Origin of the sequence: Prevotella phocaeensis, from assembly GCF_900065875.1 — a bacterium.
Classification (GTDB): Bacteria; Bacteroidota; Bacteroidia; order Bacteroidales; family Bacteroidaceae; genus Prevotella; species Prevotella phocaeensis.
Genome location: NZ_LT160621.1, coordinates 136,564 through 156,853 on the forward strand (window position 1 = coordinate 136,564; position 20,290 = coordinate 156,853).

Below are 20,290 nucleotides of genomic sequence, written 5' to 3' on the forward strand. Positions count from 1 at the left end.
GTCGTTTATATCTATTATTTATCTGTTTTCATGCTGCGGAACGCATGAAATACAACGGGTATCGTTATCAGAAAAGCACACAAATCGCTCCATGTCTGACACATTTCTACGCCTTTCAAACCGAAGAAATGGGGAAGTATCACAATCAGAGGGATAAAGAACAGCCCTTGCCGCGCCGCTGCAAGCAGGTTGGCACCAACGGGTTTACGACACGTTTGCAGCAACATGTTGCCCATCATTACAAATGCATTGAGCGGAAACGATACCAATTGCCATCTTAAAGCTACAGTTCCTATCGCTACAACGTCGGTATCATCGCGGAAGACGCCTATTGTAACATCGCTAAATGCAAATCCAACGACGGAAAACACAACAAGAAACACCGTTCCAACCTTTACACAATACCAGAAGGCGGCACGCATACGGTCGTAAAGTCGAGCTCCGTAACAGAAACCGCATAGAGGTTGGAACCCTTGACCTAAGCCCACAATCATCGAGAACACAAACATAAGTATCCTGTTCACTACCGACATCGCCGCTATAGCGGCATCTCCGTAGGCTCCGGCGCCTATATTAAGCATGATAGTCGATACACATGCAAGCCCTTGACGGGATAATGACGGCGATCCGCCATAGAATATCTCCTTAAATCTCTGCCATGTAGGCGCGAAATTCCTATAACTTATCGGTATGTTTTCGCCCTTTCGCGTCATTACCAATAAGATGCAAAAACTCACCACCTGCCCTATAACCGTGGCAATTGCTGCTCCAACGACGCCAAGACCGAAGGTAAAGATGAACAAAGGATCGAGTACAACGTTCAAGACAGCCCCTGTAACGATACCATACATGCCGTAGGCGGCGTTTCCTTGCAAGCGAAACTGGTTGTTGAGCGTAAGCGAAGACATGAGAAAGGGTGCTCCCAAGAGCACTATACCGAGATAACGTTCCGTATAGGGCAATATTGTAGGCGTGCTGCCCAGCAATACAGAGAGCGGATGAAGCAGCACTAAGCCCGTTATCATGACCAAAATGCCCATGAAGAAGGATAGGAAAAAGCCGGTAGAAGCCATTTTAACGGCGTTATCATGCCGCTTTGCCCCGAGTTCACGTGATATGTAATTGCCTGATCCGTGCCCGAAAAAGAAGCCGAACGACTGTATAAAGAACATAACCGAGAAGACTATGCCCACTGCAGCCGTAGACTGTGTGTCGATTTGCCCCACGAAAAAGGTGTCGGCTATATTGTACAGGCTGGTTATCATCATGCTGATAATCGTCGGTACGGCCATTGTTCCGATAACACGGTGTATGGGTGCTTCGGTCAGGAATGTGTAATTATCTTGATGTGCGTGCAATGTCGCCGAATTAAATATAAGACATACTGCCGACAGACCTGCTCTCTGTCTCACTTAGACCTATGGCCTGTCGGCAGCAGACGATGCCGATGTTTCTACTCTATCGGGGTTACGATCGATCACGGTGCCGTTGGCTTGATGGGTAGCAAGCACAAGCACCTCGGCTATCTGCACATGTTCGGGGGCGCAGGCAGCATAGAAAGCCACGTCGGCAATGTCGTCTCCCGTCAACGGGCGTATGCCCTTGTACACGTTTTCGGCCCGTTCGGCATCGCCATGAAAGCGTGTAACGCTGAAATGAGTCTCTACCAAGCCCGGTTTAATGTTGGTTACGCGCACACAGGTATGGGCTACATCGATGCGAAGCCCATCGGTTATCGTTTTTACGGCTGCCTTAGTGGCGCAATATACGCCGCCGCCGGCATAAGCGGCATCGCCGGCCACGCTGCCTATGTTGATTACATGTCCGCGGTTGCGCTCCACCATACGGGGCACGATGAGGCGCGTCATCGTGAGCAGACCTTTGATATTGGTATCGATCATGGTGTTCCAATCTTCGGGATTGCCCTCGTATTCTTTTTCAAGACCGAGCGCCAAGCCGGCATTGTTGATAAGTACATCCACGTCGTGCCATTCGTTTGGCAGCGACATCACGGCCGAACGAGCCGCCTCGCTGTCGCGAACGTCGAAACAAAGCAGCTTTACCATTGCCCCTTCAGCCTCGAGTCCGGGCTTCAAGGTTTCGAGTTTATCCTGCCTGCGGCCGGTAAGTATCAAGTTATAACCGCCCATGGCGAACCTTTGGGCGCATGCCCTGCCGATGCCGCTCGTGGCACCTGTTATCAATGCAATCTTTTTCATCTGCGCGTAAATTTAGTATTTATAGTCTGAAAGTATCTGTACGATGCGCTCTGCACTGTGCCCGTCCCACCGGTCGGGGATGCTTGCATGTTTCCAATTGCCGCTTACCAAATCGGTCAAAGCATTGCCCAACTTCTCCGAATCCTCGCCCACAAGCACGTTGGTTCCCACTTTCACGGTTTCTATATGCTCGGTGTAGCTGTTCAGGGTGATGCAGGGAACGCCGTTGAAAGTCGCTTCTTCGGCCACATTCCCGCTGTCTGTTACAATTCCCTTGGCATGCAAGGTGATATATTCGAAATCCAAATAACTCTGAGGCGGTACGAACAGGAACGGCGACTGTACGTTGTGCAGGCACTCTTTCACGGCTTTTTCGGCGCTACTCCGCAGAGGTGCAAGGATCGGAGTATCGGTGCTTACGCTCGACACCATCCGCCCGATCATCTTTCGAAGGTTGTCTTTGTCGGCTATAAGGGCTTTTCGGTTGAGTGTAAACACGATGTATCCTTGCTCGGAGAGCCCTTTTTCGTCCATAACGGCGGGGCGCGTCAGCTGCGAATGGTTGAAACGAAGATTGTCTATCAGCACATTTCCCACCATATACACCTTGCTCAGCTCTGCTCCTTCCCTATTGGCAATGCTGTTGTTGCTTATTCCGGCGGTGAAAAGAATATCGCTCAGCCCGTCTATCACCAAGCGGTTGATTTCCTTGGGCATACTGATGTCGAAGCTACGGGTGCCGGCCGCAATGTGCGCAAGCACTATTCCCTGCTTCTTGGTAACGATGGCAGCGGCCATAGTCGATGCAAGATCGTCTACTACAACGACTGCCTTCGTCTCTGAGTGCTGCCTAAGATAACGCTCGAACTGAAACATTACCTGCCCTGTAAGCTCGTTGAGATTTTCACAATCCACACCAAGATATACGTCAGGATGCCTTATCCGGAGGTCTTTAAAGAGCGTTTCTTCTACGGTAGGATCGCTTTCTTTCCCCGTAAAAACCAACGTATAGGCTATTTGTCTGCCTGCAGCTGCAGCCCTATCCACTGCGCGCATAATCGGAGCAACCTTGATAAAGTTCGGTCGTGCCCCAGCAACAATACAGATATTCATTGTATATTATTTTAATGATGACGACAAAATCTGTTCATGAACGCATAAAAAAATTGCTTTCAAGTGGCCGGATATTACCTATTTGTTGCAAAGATACAATTTAATTCCGAGAAATATTACAGGATTAAGCGGTTAAGTTGAAAATTAAAGAATTGCGGTATAATTGAACAGCTATAACGGTGCAGCGTTGCAAGAGGCCATCTCCTTAATGTCAACCTCCGTGCTTCATCGCGTCAACCTCCGTGCTTCATCGTGTCAACCTCCGTGCTTCATCGTGTCAACCTCCGTGGTTCACAGCGTCAACCTCCGTGGTTCATCGTGTCAACCTCCGTGCTTCATCGCGTCAACCTCCGTACTTCATCGTGTCAACCTCCGTGCTTCATCGCGTCAACCTCCGTGGTTCACAGCCTCAACCTCCGTGGTTCATGATGTAAAGAGGCCATCTCCTTACGATAAAAAGACCATCTCCTTACGATAAAGAGACCATCTCCTTACGGTAAAAAGGCCATCTCCTTACGATAAAGAGGCCATCTCCTTACGATAAAAAGACCGTCTCCTTACGATAAAAAGACCGTCTCCTTACGATAAAAAGACCGTCTCCTTACGATAAAAAGACCGTCTCCTTACGATAAAAAGACCGTCTCCTTATGAATAAAAGACCGCCTTTAATGGTACGGCAGTGCCCTAAAGGGAATAACAAAGGCGGCAGTAAACCGATTTAAACAATACGGAAAGGCCGCGAACAGCGGAAAGATAAAGGCGCAAGAAACAGAAAACAGCTCCTTTATCTTTCCGCTGTTCGCGGCCTTTCCGGTAAGATAGCGGTGGTTTTATTACTTTATGTTGAACAAATCTTTAATGCCTCCGAGGCTTCCGAGCAGGTTGGTGGCCTCGTAGGGCAGGTAAACGGTCTTGGTCTGGTCGCCGTTTGCAAGGTCTTGCATCATGGTGATGTACTTTTGGGCGAGCAGGTAATTAGCGGGATTTGTACTTTGTCCCACGGCTTCGGTTATCTTCTGAATGGCGATGGCCTCGGCTTCAGCCTTCCTGATACGTGCGGTTGCTTCTCCTTCGGCATACAATATGGCCTGCTGTTTGGCAGCTTCGGCACGGTTGATCGTACTGGTTTTCTCACCTTCCGACTTCAATATCACGGCTTGTTTCTCGCCTTCGCTGGTCAAAATCGTGGCACGTTTGTTACGTTCTGCCTGCATCTGTTTCTCCATGGCCTGCAATACGCTGCTCGGGGGTGTAATGTCTTGCAGCTCTACACGGTTCACTTTAATGCCCCATTTGTTGGTTGCGTCGTCGAGAACAGACCGAAGTTTGGTGTTAATCGTATCGCGCGACGTCAACGTTTGGTCGAGTTCCATCTCTCCGATGATATTACGAAGCGTTGTCTGAGTGAGCTTTTCAATCGCGTTAGGCAGGTTATTGATTTCGTAGGCAGCCTTGAACGGATCGACGATCTGGAAATATAGCAGCGCATTAATCTGCATCTGAATGTTGTCTTTGGTAATTACGTTCTGCTTATCAAAGTCGTACACCTGTTCGCGCAGGTCGATAGTGTTGCTGTAGAGGTAGCGCCCGCGCACCACAGTTACTATGGTTTTAGCCCTGTCTATAAAGGGAATGATGATATTGATGCCCGGTTTAAGGGTGGCATAGTATTTTCCGAACCGCTCTATAATCTTGGTTTCGGACTGGGGGATGATAACTACGGTCATCTTGACAAATAGGAGTGCCAAGACAACAAGAACGATAATGGCGTAAGTTGCAATCATAATATAATAACTATTTAATGTGTTTAGAAAAATCGTTTGCCGTGTGTTATGCTCTTACCACCGTAACAACGATGCTCTCGAGCGACACTACTTTTACCTTTTCTCCCGTTTCTATGGCGGTTGTTTCGGCCGAAACGGCGCGCCATTCGTCGCCATCGATCTTCACATAGCCGCTGCCTCCCGCCGTTATAGGTTCTATCACGGTGCCGATACGGCCTATCAGAGCATCGGCATTGCTGGGCTGTTCTCGGCCCGCAGCGTGCAAACGTTTCAGCAACGACGGCCGGATAAATAAAATACTCAACACTGAAAACAGGGCGAAAACAACAGCCTGCAGCCAGAAAGGAACACCGATAAAGGAGGCGAACACACTGCAAACGGCGCCTATAGCAAAGCAGGTAATGAAGAAGTCGCCCGAACCGAGCTCGATAATCAGACAGCCCATGGCGATTATCGTCCAAAACAACCACAGATGTTGTGTAAAGTATTCGATCATAAAAGATATTTATTAACAGTTAATAATGTTGGGATAAAGGTAAAAAAATATTTTCATACCTACAACAAAAATACGATTATTCGGCATATTTTTGCCTTTATGAAACCGAAATGCCGCACAAACGGGCATCTTGTTCCATTCGTGCGGCATTCGTAAACTGCGCACCATGCAGACTTGCAAGATTTACCCTACCGGCGCCGCTTGCCCTTCTTGGATGACTGGGGAGCAGTATTTGCGGCTCTACTTCCGCCCGTCAGCTTAGACAGACTGATGGAAGACGGACTCGAAACTGCCGGAGCAACTGTTCCGCCCTTATAATATTTCAGCGCTTCGGGCATCTCGCGTTGCAGGGCGGCAATACGTTTAGCATCGGAAGGATGGTCGCTGAACACATCGCTTTGGTTGCTCTTGCCCTGCGACATGCGCTGCCAAAAAGCAATAGCCACACGGGGATCGTAGCCTGCCATGGCTGCAAAGATCAATCCCATGTGGTCTGCTTCGGTCTCATTGCTACGAGAGAACTTCAACGTACGGAACTGCAGGCCGTTTTGGGCTATCACTTGCGCCACTTGGGCGGTGTTGTTGCCAACGGTAGCCCCAAGCACCGTGCCCAGAATTTGTACGCCCATCTGGTTCTTTATCTGCTTGCTCATCTGCTCGGCACTATGCTTTGCCACCGCATGGGCTATCTCGTGACCGAGCACTATGGCCAACGAAGCCTCGTTCTGCGTATAAGGCAACAGGCCTTCGTAGACCACAATCTTGCCTCCGGGCATACAAAAAGCATTGGCACTCTTATCTTGTACAAGGTTAAACTCCCAAGCAAACTGCTTGGTTTCGGCCGCCAGACCGTTGTTCACCAAATAGTTTTCAACCGCTGTGGCCAATCTGCGTCCTACACGTTTCACCATAGCAGTATTGGCAGCATCGGTAGATATCTTTGCTGTTTGCATGTACTTGGCGTATTCCTGATTGCTCAGACTGAGTATTTGTTCATCGGATACGAGAAGATTTTGTTTCCTTCCGGTGATTGGAACGGTACGTGTAGTTCCGCAAGATACCAGAACAGCGGCTGCTACCGCAACGAACAAAAACTTTAATTTCTTCATTTTTACTACGTTTTTATAACTATCTAACGCGCAAAGTTAGTGCAACTTGCGGAGAAAACAAAGAAAATTATCGTTTTTTTACTGGCGTTCCGGCTGCCGCACCTGCACGATACGGAGGCATCAAAAGAACGTTTCGGGAGAGCTCCGCAACAGATACGCGAAAAACAAACGGCACATATACCGGAAACAGATATGGGGTATATTCGCCTCAAACCGTACGTCTGTCGGCGATATACCCCATATCTGTCCTCCATATCCTGCCTTGCCTGCAGTGCAAACCGTGCCCTGCGCCATTTCTGCAAAAGGCGCCTGTTACTGTTTATTTACCACAATCTCGTCGGTAAAAAGCCATCCGCCATCCTTATCGGTCTTGGCTTCGTAGCGTATGTAGCGCCCCTTGGCATGCCCTTCCCACCGATAAGTGCGGATGCTGTGCTTCATTTCGTCTCTGACAGACGGGCGATGATCGATCGGCATATAGTTCTTACCGTCGGAAGACACCGAAATCGTAAGCTCACAAGGCTGGAACACCCAATGTTCTGCGAACTGCATAAAATCGGCAGATATATCGGTCAGCTCCGTTTCCTGCCCCATATCGATAACCACATCCATCTTTTTACCGGCTATAAAGCCTTGCCATTGGCCGTCTTTATAGCTCCAATCGCCATGCTTCCCATTGGTAAGAGAGGTGTTGCCCGCCGCAGGATACTTCGCCGAATAGGGCGAGAGATAAGTTACTTTCTTACCCATAGCGGCATGAGATACACCGGTAAGACTCTCTTTGCGCGGCCCGCTCTCGTGACGGAGATCGAAAGGATGATAACCATCCGCACGCATTTGGTCTACCATAGCCTGTGCCCGTTCTCTGAAGGCGGCATAATCTTTCGCACCGCCGTTCCATCCTATCTCGGCAATAGCCATCAGTCGGGGGTAAGTCATGTACTCCACGTGGTCGGCATGTTCTACATATTCCGTCCACAAATTGGCCTGAACGCCGTCGATAAGACTAATTTCAGCAGTATCGGTCAATGCTTCCGGCACAGGTTCGAAGGCATAAGTAGCCTTCAAGGGAGCATATCCGCCCATGGCTTCCGGTTGGGTAAAGGGGTTATCCTGATAGAAATTGAGGTAACACCAGTCTATCGGACTCATAATAACATGGTGGCCTGCCTTAATTGCCTCTACTCCCTTGTCGATACTGCGCCACGCCATAACGACGGAACCTTGCGGAAGTCCGCCGTCTATCATTTCGTCCCATCCGATGAGTTTGCGCCCGTGAGCATTGAGAAACCTATTGATACGCTTCATCATATAGGCTTGTAGCTGCGATACATCGGTCAAATGATTGTCGTGCATGCGCTGCCGACAGCGTTTACATGTTTTCCAATGCTCTGCTGCAGCCTCATCTCCGCCGATATGAATGTATTCGGAAGGGAAGATATCCATCACTTCGCTGAGCACATTCTCTGCAAATTGAAACGTTTCTTCGGCACCTATGCACAGGTCGGAGTACGCTTTACCGTCGCAAGACAGTTGGGGTAAGGCAAACGTTACTTCCTCGCTGTGGCCGGGCATATCTATTTCAGGTATCACGGTGATATGGTGCAGAGCCGCATATCTTACGATCTCGCGCAAATCATCCTGCGTATAATAACCGCCATACGCACCGGCTGTGCCTGCTTCGCAATAACGGCGGTCGCCGTTGCGCCACCATTTATCCCAATGAGAATGGGTACGATAGGCCGTTTTTTGTGTGAGCTCGGGGTAATGCTTTATCTCCATACGCCATCCGGCCGCATCGGTCAGGTGCAGGTGAAGGCGGTTCAACTTCAAACGGGCCATCATTCTGATCTGCTTCTTAATGAAATCTACCGTCCAGAAATGGCGGGAACAATCGATCATGAAGCCTCTGTAAGCGAAACGGGGGGTATCTTCAACATGCACGAATGGCACTTCGCGCCCCGCGAGCAGGCCTTTCAACGTTTGAAGACCATAATAAATGCCCGCCTCGGAATGCGATTTAATGGTGATACCTTCCTTTGTTACATCTAATATATAGCTTTGAAGTCGTTTATCGAAAGGCACTCTTTCCGGATCGGCAGCCGGCTCTGTCAGCAACAGGCGCAGTTGATTTTTCTTCTTTTCCCCCTTGCTACTTGCTAAATTCACACCTAACAGTTCGTTTACAGTTTCCGTAAACAGGTGGTCTTTAGGCGACTCAATGTTGGTATAGATACGGGTTCTCCCATCAATACAAAACTTTCCCGACCGGTAAACGAGCCGATTAGGCAAAGGAAGCAGTTGCTGTGCACTTATTTCACTTGGCATAAAGCCCGAAAACACACAGCAGATAACGCCGATAAAAAATGAATACGTTTGTTTCATCATGATTTGTTTGAATAGATTGTCAGTAGAAATAAACATCTTACTCATACCCCATAATCAGCTTATACATACCTTTTTCCACAGTTAAACCACGGAGGTTGACATCATGAACCACGGAGGTTGACAGCATGAACCACGGAGGTTGACGCGATGAACCACGGAGGTTGACACGATGAACCACGGAAGTTGACACGATGAACCACGGAAGTTGACATCATGAACCACGGAGGTTGACAGCGTGAACCACGGAGGTTGACAGCGTGAACCACGGAAGTTGACAGCATGAACCACGGAGGTTGACAGCATGAACCACGGAGGTTGACAGCATGAACCACGGAGATTGACAGCGTGAACCACGGAGGTTGACAGCATGAACCACGGAGGTTGACAGTTATATAATTGCAAAATTACAGATAAACCAAGACATGGGCAAATATATATATACATATTTCTCGAACAATACAATAAACCGCAACCGTTTTCATACGCATCCTTTCGCGGTTCTCTCCCCATAATAAAGCGCCGACAGAAACAACAAAATAAAAGGCTGACTTCACAGCCAGCCTAATATAATTTATACAAAAACATTATGAATACTTTATTTTAGCGAACAAGATCTAAAAAAGTTTATCTTCATTCATTGAGCTTTTTCACAGCTCACACATTTACGCTGACAATACCTCTCGCACTGTACACGTATGTCATACCCTAACATTGCGCCCAGAATAAAGTCCTCTTCGGGCGTTAACTTGTTCAAGGGTTTGGTTGCAATCAGCCTTATGGCATCGATACATTCGGCACTTCCGAAGAATAGGTTTAACCGATCGTTGCCCACAGGCTGAATGATATACTTTATATTTTGATGTTGCAGGCGCGTTACAGCAAACTCCTCGTACCTTTTATTAAAGGTGTAAAGAACCATCTGTCGTACTCCTTTCTTGTACTCATAGATATGATTCATGAGCACTTTCATATCCGAAGGAGTATCCATGCCTGCATGCATCGTTTTTATTCTGCTTAAAGAGACGGCTTAATTTCCTCTAACCAAGCGTCTATACGCCCTTCCGTCTTGTCGTCTTCGTTAACATCATCAAGAGGAAGTCCTACGAATTTGCCATCTACAACAGCTTCTGAATCGTCATAGGTATAGCCATCGGTTGCCACAGAGCCCACTACATTGGCGCCAGCTTCCTTGGCTGCGTTGTACAGTTCTGCCATTCCTCCGCAGAAAGTGTCGCCATAAGACTCGCTATCCCCGCATCCGAAGATTGCTACAGTCTTACCCGAAAGGCCTGCGGCCTTCAATGTATTTATGCCATCATACCAATCATCCTGCAATTCACCGGCACCCCATGTAGACGTTCCTATAATAAGATTATCGTTAGCCTTTACCGTATCTTCCGTTAGCTTGGCAACATCCACTGCCTCTACACCGAGTTTCGACGCGATAGTCTGTGCTATACTTTCACACGTTCCTGTCGAAGAACCGTACACTACAACTGTTGTTTTCATTTTAAATTTTATTTTTATGTTAATAACTTTCTTGTTTTGATGTTGCAAAGATATAGACATTTTTCAAATACCGCAATACCTAAAAATAACGATTTAGGCAAAATACCTAAAAATAAGTATGCAATTTAGTGTTTTACCGAGTTGTTTTGTAAATAACAGACAGTATCACAACCTTACCAAGACAGAGCCCGTAGTGCCGCGCGTGCCACCGTTCACCTGAATAACATAAACACCTTCGGGCAGAGAAGTCATGTCCATTGCATAGGAAGACTGTCCTGCCGCAAACGTTCTTTTGCCTATCAAACTGCCCGAAGTACCGTATATGTTTACGCTAAACGAACATCGGGCAACATCATCAAATGTAATGACGACCTGTCGGGAGGCCGTAACGTTTACACGCACAGCAGAGGGATGATGGTCGGAAATGCCTTCTACGCCCGACAGGCCTAATATATACAGCAGACCTTTGTATACATCGATCTGCCCATACCCATAATAATTATTGGGATAAGTCATCGCTCGGTCGTAACGGGTGCACGTATGGGCAAAAACATCCATAATCTGTTCACGCGTAAGATCGGGCTTAGCCTGTAGCCAAAGGGCGATAGCACCGCCCACGGCAGGCGCAGAAAACGACGTTCCGCCATCGCAATTCCATGCGTATGTACGCCCTCCGACCGTGAAATACGATATATTGAGCTTCATTTTATACTCCGTAGGATTATTTTCAACAAAGTAACTACTGTAAGAAGAAACTATGTTCGTTCCGGGTGCAACGACGTCGGGCTTGATACGTCCGTCATAAGTAGGGCCCACAGAAGAGAAACCTGCATACGCTCCACCCGTGCCCCAGTTTATATCTATATACTCGCCGGCACTGTTAGTAAAGCCGGTTCGGTAAGCTGAAGCGCCCACACAAACGACACAGGCGGCGCTCGAAGGCGAAAAGATGTTATGCGTAGGCTCGCCATCGCACAGGTTCGGGTTAAGACTATTGACGGTCAACGTGCCGTTACCGCGGTAAAATTCTACCTCGCTCCCCTCTCCCACCAACTCCAAAGATACAGGACATCGCGCTCCCAAAGGCTCCGCAGCAGAGAGGACTGCATCGAATACGGTTTCCCCACGGTTGTAACAAGACCGATAGGCGGCAATATTAATCGCCAAACGCTGCCCGCCAAAGGTCACCGTATCTACATATTGAGAGTCTGTACGCGCCAAAATATCCTGCGAGGGTATAGAAATCGTATCGTTATGCGCACCATACGCCACCATGCGAAGGGTAAAGCGGGCATCGCTTTTAAGGGTAAAATAGGTAGTAGGCAGACCGTTTTCGAAAAACGTACCCGCCGACTTACGCGCGCGTTCTTTTATTATATAAGTCTTACGTATGCTCTCATTCGCAGCCGAAGATACGATAATGCGCCCGGGTCCTACCAAACTGTCCAACACTTCATAATATAATACGTCGTCTCCGCGGAAGTCCTGTGGCGATCCTTCACTGAATGAAATAACGCAAGGCTGCCCGTGTGTCTTGGCATAATCGAAGATGTATTTAAATCCCAAGGCATCTGTAGCATAAGTATATTTATAAATATCGGCACTATCGATAAACTCTTTATCGGCCGAAATGGCATTGCTTACCAAGCAGATATCGCTCTCATAAGCAATACCGCGATAGTTCGTGCCCGCTCCACTGCCCGCTGCAATGCCCAATGTCTGTGTTCCGTGCGTCTGTTTCAGTCCGTCTCGCGAATGTGCATAGGCCAACAGGGCGTCTTTCCCCTTATATTCAGCCCCCACATAAAGCCTACTGCCCAAGGTATCGGCCGAGAGTTGATCCCACAACTGCTTGATACGATAGTTTTGCATCGCGGCATCGTAGAAATTAGGATGCGTAAGATCGAAACCTACATCCTGTATGCCCATCACCACTCCCTTACCTGTATAAGCCTGAGACAGCGGTGCCATGCCGGCGTAAACGGGTATAGCATCGATATGAACGGCCATTGAATCCAAAAGAGCATGCATACCTTGGCGTGCTTCAATGCGCAACACGCGGCGGTCGATCGACATCTGTGAGAGCCGGTCGATGGGAATGGCGGCGATATGGATAGTGCCGAACTGCGCAAGATCGGTACAACGGTTTTCACGAAGCACCTCGCCGGCATCGCCGTTTATGCATACAAACGCCGTCAGCAAGGGTGCCTCTGCACCATGCGAAGCCCGCGTTCCCTGCTTATTCTGTTGCCTTGCGGCTTCTTCAATAACAATACGTCGTACCAAGGCCGACATTTTAGTGTAGTCGGCCCGCTGCCCCATTGCACCCATAACGCACAACATCAACAAATATACGATACATATTCTCTTCATAACCCTATGTTTTAACGCTAATATACCTTATGTTTATCGGCGACAGACAGGCAATCTGACAGAAACAAACAGTGTATTTAACGCAGTTAGATTGCACCCCCGCTCCAAACGAAAAGGCACGAAAACCCCTACATGTAGTATATTTACCCATCTTCCGCAAGGCATCCCCCTCCTTTGGAGGGGCTGGGGGAGGCCGCAATATATCATCCTTATCCCCTTTCCGCAAGGCACTCCCCTCCTTCGGAGGGGCCGGGGGAGGTCTCCCTATGCTATGTCTGCCGATAACAACCGGTACAAAAGTCGGCACAGCCGGTCGTACCCGTCTTTGGCAAACCATACCGCTTGCAAAGATACATCAAATCTATGACACATACAAGTCTGTGGCACACAAATATATACGGCGCTAAACTCCGCCGACAGAGACGACAAAGAGTGTCACTTTTTGAGCTGTTTGTCTGCTTAATCCAAAAAAAATGTGTAAGTTTGCACATTATTTTATATCATCGAAACAAAATGAACAACAAACCCAACAAGTACATCGCCGTAGCTTACAAGCTGTACACGGTAGACGAAGGTAATACAAATTTAGTTGAAGAAGCGCCATCTGACAAGCCTTTCCAGTTCATCAGCGGCTTCGGTATAGCACTTGAAGCGTTCGAAAAGGCCGTGGCCGATCTGGATAAAGATGCCGAATTCGACTTTACCTTGGGCCCTGAAAAGGCGTACGGAGAGTTCTTTAAGGAGCGTGTACTCGACTTAGATAAGGAGATTTTTACCGTAAACGGGCACTTCGACCATGAGAATATCTTCAAAGATGCTATGGTTCCGCTGCAGAACGAGGACGGTAATCGCTTCATGGGGCATGTGCTCGACATTACCGAAAACAGCGTTAAGATGGATTTGAATCACCCCTTAGCGGGCAAAACGCTTAATTTCAAAGGACATATTGTAGAGACTCGAGAGGCTTCGAACGAAGAAATACAAGCCATGATCAACCGCATGAGCGGCGAAGGAGGCTGTCATTGCGGCGATTGCAGCGGCGGATGCGACCACGAACATGGGGAGCATGAGCACCATCATGGGCATGACCACGGCTGCTGCGGGCACCATAATGGCGACTGCAACCATCATCACAAATCGTAAAAGCAAAGGGCATGCGAAACACGTTCGGTAATCTTTTTACGCTTACAACCTTCGGCGAAAGCCACGGAGAGGGCATCGGAGGGGTGGTAGACGGTATGCCTCCGGGCATCGGTATCGACTTGGAGTTCATACAGAACGAACTGGATCGACGTCGCCCCGGGCAGAGTAAGATTACTACAAGCCGGAAAGAGGCCGACCGAGTGGAGCTGCTGAGCGGGGTATTCGAAGGGAAATCTACAGGCAGCCCTATCGGGTTCATTGTTCGCAATACCGACCAGCATTCGAAAGATTACGATAATATGCGCAATGCTTTCCGCCCCTCGCATGCCGACTTTACCTATTTAAATAAATATGGTCTGCGGGATTATCGCGGTGGAGGGCGCTCATCGGCCCGCATTACCATCAGCAGATGCGTGGGAGGAGCCTTGGCTAAACTGGCCCTGCGGCCGTTGAACATCGACATAAGGGCCTATACATCGCAGGTGGGCGATATTGCTTTAGACCGCGACTACCGCCTGTACGACTTAAACAAGATTGAAACAAATGCGGTAAGATGCCCCGATGCAGAAACGGCACACCGCATGGAAGAGCTGATAACAGAGGTGAAAGCTGCGGGAGACACCATAGGTGGCGTTATTACGTGTGTGGTGCGTGGTTGCCCTGTGGGCTTGGGAGAGCCGGAATTCGGCAAACTTCATGCCCAAATAGGCGCTGCCATGCTGAGCATTAACGCCGTGAAAGGTTTCGAATACGGTAAAGGTTTCAGCGGTGTAAGCGAAAGAGGAAGCCGGCAGAACGACGAATTTGTAAGCACAAACGGCCGTATATCGACCTTAACCAACAATAGCGGCGGCATTCAGGGCGGTATCAGTAACGGACAGGACATCTATTTTCGCGTGGCATTCAAGCCGGTTGCCACGCTTCTACGTGAGCAAAACACAGTAGATACGGCAGGAAATCCGACGAAATTAGATGTGCGCGGCAGGCACGATCCGTGCGTTCTCCCGCGTGCGGTGCCCATCGTAGAAGCCATGACCGCTATGGTTATTTTAGATAATTATCTGTTTAATAAAACCATAAAGTAATCTTATTTCATGAAGATGTAAGGTTAATTAACATATTTTTGTGTCGATATGTCAAAAATTATATATATCTTTGCACACAACAATGAGGAGTTTGTGAAAATTCCAACTTAGTTTAGTTAAGTCTAGTTTAGTTTTTGTGTTGGTTGGGGGCTACCGATTGGTAGCTCCCAAATTTTGTCTAAAAAACACAGATTTTCCTTTCATCAGTACTGAATGGACATCTATAAGGATTATATCTGTCTTGTCTTTCAATTACATAAACCTTTTATCGACGTAAAATATTCATACAAAAACAGGAATAAACAATACTTGTGCTGCCTATTCCTGTTCGTGAAATAAATTAAACGGGGAAAATTTATGCTTCGAGCACACCGATTATCTCGTTTACAGAGCTGCATCCATGCTTGTCCAGCCACTCGTTAATGCCGTCGCGAACCTTGATTGTCGTGATCGGATCGATAAAATTAGCCGTTCCGATCTGTATTGCAGTGGCGCCGGCCATTAAAAATTCAATGGCATCTTGGGCAGTGCAAATGCCTCCAAGGCCTATAACGGGAATCTTAACAGCCTTGGCTACCTGCCACACCATGCGCAGTGCCACGGGCTTTATGGCAGGTCCGCTGAGTCCGCCTGTACCGATACTCAACAACGAACGGCGTTTCTCTATATCGATGGCCATACCCATAAGCGTATTGATCAGCGACACACAGTCTGCTCCTTCGGCCTCACAAGCACGTGCAATCTCGGTTATATCCGTAACATTAGGCGAGAGTTTCACGATCAAAGTTTTATGGTAACGCTGCCTTACGGCCTTGACAACGCTTGCCGCTCCACTGCATGTTACACCGAAAGCCATGCCCCCGTCTTTCACATTGGGGCATGAAATGTTTAATTCTATAGCCGGTATGTTCGGTAAAGCATCTATACGGGCAGCACATTCGGCATAATCGTCGGGCGAATTGCCGCTTACATTCACGATAATATGGGTATCTATATCCTTTATTTGCGGGTAAATCTGTTTACAGAAGTAATCTACACCCTTATTCTGCAGCCCTACACAGTTCAACATTCCGCCATCTGTCTCCGTCATACGTGGGTAGTCGTTGCCTTGTCTGGCATGTAAAGTCGTGCCCTTTACCACTATACCGCCGATACCTCCTAAGGGTATGAAGTCTGCATACTCCGTTCCGTAGCCAAAGGTGCCCGATGCAGTCATGACAGGGTTCTTGAATATGATGTCATTTATCTTTACATTTAGAGCTGCCATAATAACTTCTTAATGTTTAACACTGGGCCTTCTTTACACACACATATATTGCCTTCGTCTGTCGTCTTTTCCACACAGCACAGGCAGGCACCTATTCCACAGGCCATTTTATTCTCTAACGACACTTCACAATCTATGCCCTGTTCCTTTGCAAAGCGTGCTATAGCCGTCATCATCGGCTTTGGACCGCAGGTAGCAATATGGTCGAAGCGGCTTGTTCGCAAGATAGAATGGTCGGTAACAAAGCCTCTATCGCCGGCAGATCCGTCTTCGGTAGTCAAATACAGGCTGCCTAACGCCTTAAAATGGTCGAGTTCGATGAGTCCTTCTGCCGTTCTTGCTCCTAAAAGAAAAGTAGGTGTGCCTCCTATTTCTTTGATCTTTTTGCCTAAAAAGAGTAGCGGAGCAATGCCGACACCACCTCCTACAAGCAAAAAACGGTCTTTCTTGTCCTTTGGTAAGGTAAAACCATTCCCCAAAGGAAGCATACAATTGAGTTTATCTCCCCGCTGCAATCTCGATAAAGCACGGGTTCCGTCGCCGATAGCAGCCACAAGCAGCCACAATTCATTATGCTCCTTGTCCACATAATTAATAGAAATAGGACGCCTGAGAAAGGTTTTCGGCGAATTTTCCACCTTCGCTTCAACGAATTGTCCCGGCAACATATCTGGAAGAGGCGTTGAGTCTGTAAGACGTATAAGGAAATGTAGCTTGCTTAAAGCCTCAACAGAATTGACTAAAAGGTCAATACAATACTTCTTCATCTTTGTTCGTGAATAAATTACTTTACAAAGATACAAAAAGATAATATAATATGTATCTGCCTAATACATTATTTAATTAGAAGACAGTTTTTAGGGCTTGAACGTCTCCCAAGTCTGATCATCGTAGAAAACCCTTATCTCTGTAATCTTTCTTTGTGGTTTGTCAAGATATTTCACAATAGTTTTTTCGACATTATTCGATATTTTTTGAGCCTGAACATCGGGTGCAGATGACGAAAGGGCAAAGTGGGTATCAAAATCGATCATAGGCTCCGTCGCACTTGAATCTACAGTTTCAGTTTCCTCCAAGGTCTTATTATCTGCGAACATTGCACCATGTCCGTAAAGTAACCAATCCAGATTAATACTCGGGAACTTCTTCCTAATGGCATCAACATGATTTAATGTCGGATTCGTTCTGCCTGTAAATATTCCGCTAAGAGATGCTGGAGAGATTCCTAACATATCGGCAAAGCTCTGTTGAGTCATATGCTGATTAATCATCAACTGTCTAATTCTATCTTTCATACGTCCAAATCGTAGTCATATTTAGGTAAAATATCATATTTCCATCGATTTTACAAAGGTAAAACAAAAAAACGATATGCACAACATTTATAAATACTATTTAATTTTGAAATAATTAAAAGCACAAACGCAAATATTACAAACGTAAACAAACGGTAGCATTTAAGAATGTTATATAAATGTAAATGTAAATGTATAGTAATAAAACATCGTAATTCCTTTATTTAAAGGAAATGAATAAAATATTGGGGTATTTACAGTTAATTATGTCTATAATCTATCTACAACATCAATATATACACCTTTACGGGTAAAATAATCATTCATTATTGATAAAATCATTATGGATATAATATTAATATTCTGAAAATCAATATTTTATATATTACATTTAGGGCGGTATTTTTATGCATTTACAAATACAACGCCGCGCCTCTACATTTGCAAATATAATGAAATAAAAAACTGAATTATTAAACATATACATATTACGACGCACTGATAATTTAATAATATATATTTATTTCCAATTTCACATATTAAAATTTACAATACAAAACATTTAAAATATCCTAATTATGAATTACCGATAGGTATAACAGGTGTTTTTCTTCATTTCTAAAGAATTTCCGAACGACTGCCCTATCTGTTGAAAATACGCGAGTTTTGAAGGGGGTAAAAACATGGTAAAGTCCCGAAATAAAGGACTTTTATAGCCTAAAAAGAGGATTAAAAAAATGATGGATTTAGCAAAAAACAGCACTAAAAACAGTATATTTTAGTGCAAAATAAAGAATAAAAGTTCCTTCATAAGCTCCCCAGATGGTGTATTTGGGTTATCTATTCCCTTACTTTTGGCATCAATTTCTCTAAATTTAGAAATTATCTGCATTGTTTTCATTCCGGTATAATTCCTCATTCCCACCATATAATCTTTTACCGCCCATACCGATCTTAAATCTAAAAACTGTGCGACAGAGTTTTCATTGTTACGGTTAGGAGCGTAATAAGAAAGCATAAGATTTTGGAAATAATTAAAGAGCAAAGGGAGGAAAGCGAATATTGAACCTGCCTTAGGATTTCTGTCAAAATAATTGATTATCTGGTTTGCTTTAAAAATATCTCTATTTACTATCGCATTTCTCAGTTCGAACGCATTAAAATCTTTACTTACTCCAATTTGCTCTTCCACAATCTCCGGAGTCACTCTTCTATCATTCTCCGGCAGCGAAATCTGGAGCTTATCAAGTTCAGAGGTTAGTCTGTTAAGGTCTGAACCGATATGATCGGCAATCATAGAAGCCGACTTATTATCGATAGCAACCTTATGTTTGAGAAGATATCCTTCTATAAATCCGGGCAGTTCATAATCTCTTTTCTTCTTACTTTCAAAAACTACACCGGCAGCTTCGGCTTTCGATACCAATTTTTTACGGCGATCGATACTCCCGTTTTTATGACAAAGAACAAGAATAGTCGACATAACCGGTTTTTCAAGATACTTTTCAAGCGGTTCGGCAGCCCTGATATTCTGGGCTTCTTTCACTATCACCACCCGATATTCCGACATCATAGGATAGCCTTTTGCCAAGTCTGCAACCTGTGCAGCATTCACATCAGAGCCGAAAACGATATTCTGATTGAAATCACGTTCCTCGGGTTGCAGCACATTTTCGGCGATATAATCAGAGATTTTATCGATAAAATAAGCCTCTTCCCCCATTAATATATAAATAGGTGAAAACTTACGAGCCTTCAAATCCCGCATGATATTTTCAAAAGTTGCGCCAGTTTTCTTTTCTGTCATAACCACTCATGATTTCCGATTAGGCAACGTATGATGAAAATAATCTGCTTCATATCCCTAATCTCTTATCATTTTATTATCTTTGCAATCAATTGCAAAGATAATAAAATGATTCCATTAAACCTACCGAGTTTCCAAATTAAATTGTCAGGTACACAGGAGCGGCCGACTATCTTCGATGTCTTGCGCAGAAAATACGTAGCCCTAACTCCCGAAGAATGGGTTCGACAGCATTTTATTCATTTTCTCATCGACCATAAAGGTTACCCCTCTGCCCTTTTGGCCAACGAACTACAACTGAAAGTCGGTACAAAACAGCTTCGTGCCGATAGTGTTCTCTACGACAAGAACCTACATCCACGCATGATCATCGAATATAAAGCGCCCTCCATACAGCTATCTCAGAAAGTTTTCGACCAGATATCAGTCTACAATATGCTACTTCATGTAGACTATCTGATCGTAAGCAACGGGCTTCAACACTATTGCTGTAAGATGGATTACGATACTCAACAGTATCACTTTTTAGCGAATATTCCCGATTACAAAAATATTTAACAAAAACGGGCAATTCTTCTATATGAATTTTTAGTACAAAATATAGCCGTAAACCATACCGCTTACAACCGATAGGGCATCAGCTTTTCCACCCTATTTTCCTATTAAAACCACACAATTTACTCCGAATATTAAAAACAAAAG

At 46.0% G+C, this 20,290-nt stretch carries 17 protein-coding genes; 3 read left to right on the forward strand and 14 right to left on the reverse strand.

The features are described from left to right. Positions 1-14 precede the first annotated feature (14 nt). The 10 genes from BN3912_RS02965 to BN3912_RS03010 all read right to left on the reverse strand — a co-directional run bounded on the left by BN3912_RS02965 (position 15) and on the right by BN3912_RS03010 (position 12,991). Positions 15-1,358: an MATE family efflux transporter gene (locus BN3912_RS02965; protein WP_023984473.1), complete on the reverse strand. Its 1,344-nt coding sequence runs from the start codon at positions 1,356-1,358 to the stop codon at positions 15-17. 60 nt (positions 1,359-1,418) lie between these two features. Further along, positions 1,419-2,219, reverse strand: coding sequence for an SDR family NAD(P)-dependent oxidoreductase (locus BN3912_RS02970; protein WP_023984472.1), 801 nt, complete (start codon positions 2,217-2,219; stop codon positions 1,419-1,421). Positions 2,220-2,231: 12 nt separating this feature from the next. After that, positions 2,232-3,332: a UDP-N-acetyl glucosamine 2-epimerase gene (locus BN3912_RS02975; protein ID WP_023984471.1), complete on the reverse strand. Its 1,101-nt coding sequence runs from the start codon at positions 3,330-3,332 to the stop codon at positions 2,232-2,234. An 833-nt stretch (positions 3,333-4,165) separates the two neighbouring features. Next, positions 4,166-5,116, reverse strand: coding sequence for an SPFH domain-containing protein (locus BN3912_RS02980; protein ID WP_004368177.1), 951 nt, complete (start codon positions 5,114-5,116; stop codon positions 4,166-4,168). Between the two features lie 46 nt (positions 5,117-5,162). Next, a complete protein-coding gene (locus BN3912_RS02985; RefSeq protein ID WP_004368176.1) occupies positions 5,163-5,612 on the reverse strand; it encodes an NfeD family protein in 450 nt (149 codons plus the stop codon). Between the two features lie 188 nt (positions 5,613-5,800). Further along, complete coding sequence (locus BN3912_RS02990; RefSeq protein WP_023984470.1) at positions 5,801-6,721, reverse strand: M48 family metallopeptidase; 921 nt, start codon at positions 6,719-6,721, stop codon at positions 5,801-5,803. A 312-nt stretch (positions 6,722-7,033) separates the two neighbouring features. Further along, entirely contained in the window at positions 7,034-9,154 is a 2,121-nt protein-coding gene (locus BN3912_RS02995) for a glycoside hydrolase family 20 protein (RefSeq protein WP_023984469.1), read from the reverse strand. 589 nt (positions 9,155-9,743) lie between these two features. Then, positions 9,744-10,097, reverse strand: a complete 354-nt coding sequence (locus BN3912_RS03000; protein ID WP_016665565.1) for a DUF2023 family protein — start codon at positions 10,095-10,097, stop codon at positions 9,744-9,746. 26 nt (positions 10,098-10,123) lie between these two features. After that, positions 10,124-10,618, reverse strand: coding sequence for a flavodoxin FldA (fldA, locus tag BN3912_RS03005; protein ID WP_016665564.1), 495 nt, complete (start codon positions 10,616-10,618; stop codon positions 10,124-10,126). Positions 10,619-10,783: 165 nt separating this feature from the next. Beyond that, positions 10,784-12,991 (reverse strand): S8 family serine peptidase, encoded by a 2,208-nt coding sequence (locus BN3912_RS03010; protein WP_023984466.1) that lies wholly within the window; start codon positions 12,989-12,991, stop codon positions 10,784-10,786. A gap of 513 nt (positions 12,992-13,504) precedes the next feature. Here BN3912_RS03010 and BN3912_RS03020 point away from each other — a divergent pair. Both BN3912_RS03020 and aroC read left to right on the forward strand, forming a co-directional pair. Continuing rightward, positions 13,505-14,134 carry an FKBP-type peptidyl-prolyl cis-trans isomerase gene (locus tag BN3912_RS03020; RefSeq protein WP_004368168.1) on the forward strand — a complete coding sequence of 210 codons (630 nt, stop codon included), beginning with the start codon at positions 13,505-13,507 and terminating at the stop codon, positions 14,132-14,134. Positions 14,135-14,145: 11 nt separating this feature from the next. Further along, entirely contained in the window at positions 14,146-15,219 is a 1,074-nt protein-coding gene (gene aroC, locus BN3912_RS03025; protein WP_004368167.1) for a chorismate synthase, read from the forward strand. Between the two features lie 355 nt (positions 15,220-15,574). On the opposite strand, the gene BN3912_RS03030 is transcribed toward aroC, so the two are convergent. The 4 genes from BN3912_RS03030 to holA form a co-directional block, all read right to left on the reverse strand. After that, positions 15,575-16,486, reverse strand: coding sequence for a dihydroorotate dehydrogenase (locus BN3912_RS03030; RefSeq protein WP_023984465.1), 912 nt, complete (start codon positions 16,484-16,486; stop codon positions 15,575-15,577). Then, positions 16,474-17,253 (reverse strand): dihydroorotate dehydrogenase electron transfer subunit, encoded by a 780-nt coding sequence (locus tag BN3912_RS03035; protein ID WP_023984464.1) that lies wholly within the window; start codon positions 17,251-17,253, stop codon positions 16,474-16,476. Before BN3912_RS03035 ends, BN3912_RS03030 begins: the two co-directional genes overlap by 13 nt. 90 nt (positions 17,254-17,343) lie before the next feature. Further along, entirely contained in the window at positions 17,344-17,781 is a 438-nt protein-coding gene (locus BN3912_RS03040; RefSeq protein ID WP_036859657.1) for a helix-turn-helix domain-containing protein, read from the reverse strand. A gap of 778 nt (positions 17,782-18,559) precedes the next feature. After that, positions 18,560-19,588, reverse strand: coding sequence for a DNA polymerase III subunit delta (holA, locus tag BN3912_RS03045; protein WP_023984462.1), 1,029 nt, complete (start codon positions 19,586-19,588; stop codon positions 18,560-18,562). 108 nt (positions 19,589-19,696) lie between these two features. Here holA and BN3912_RS03050 point away from each other — a divergent pair, with 108 nt between their 5' ends. Beyond that, the gene (locus BN3912_RS03050) at positions 19,697-20,146 is read left to right on the forward strand and encodes a type I restriction enzyme HsdR N-terminal domain-containing protein (protein WP_023984461.1); all 450 of its coding nucleotides are present in this window, start codon (positions 19,697-19,699) and stop codon (positions 20,144-20,146) included. The last annotated feature ends 144 nt before the right edge of the window (positions 20,147-20,290 follow it).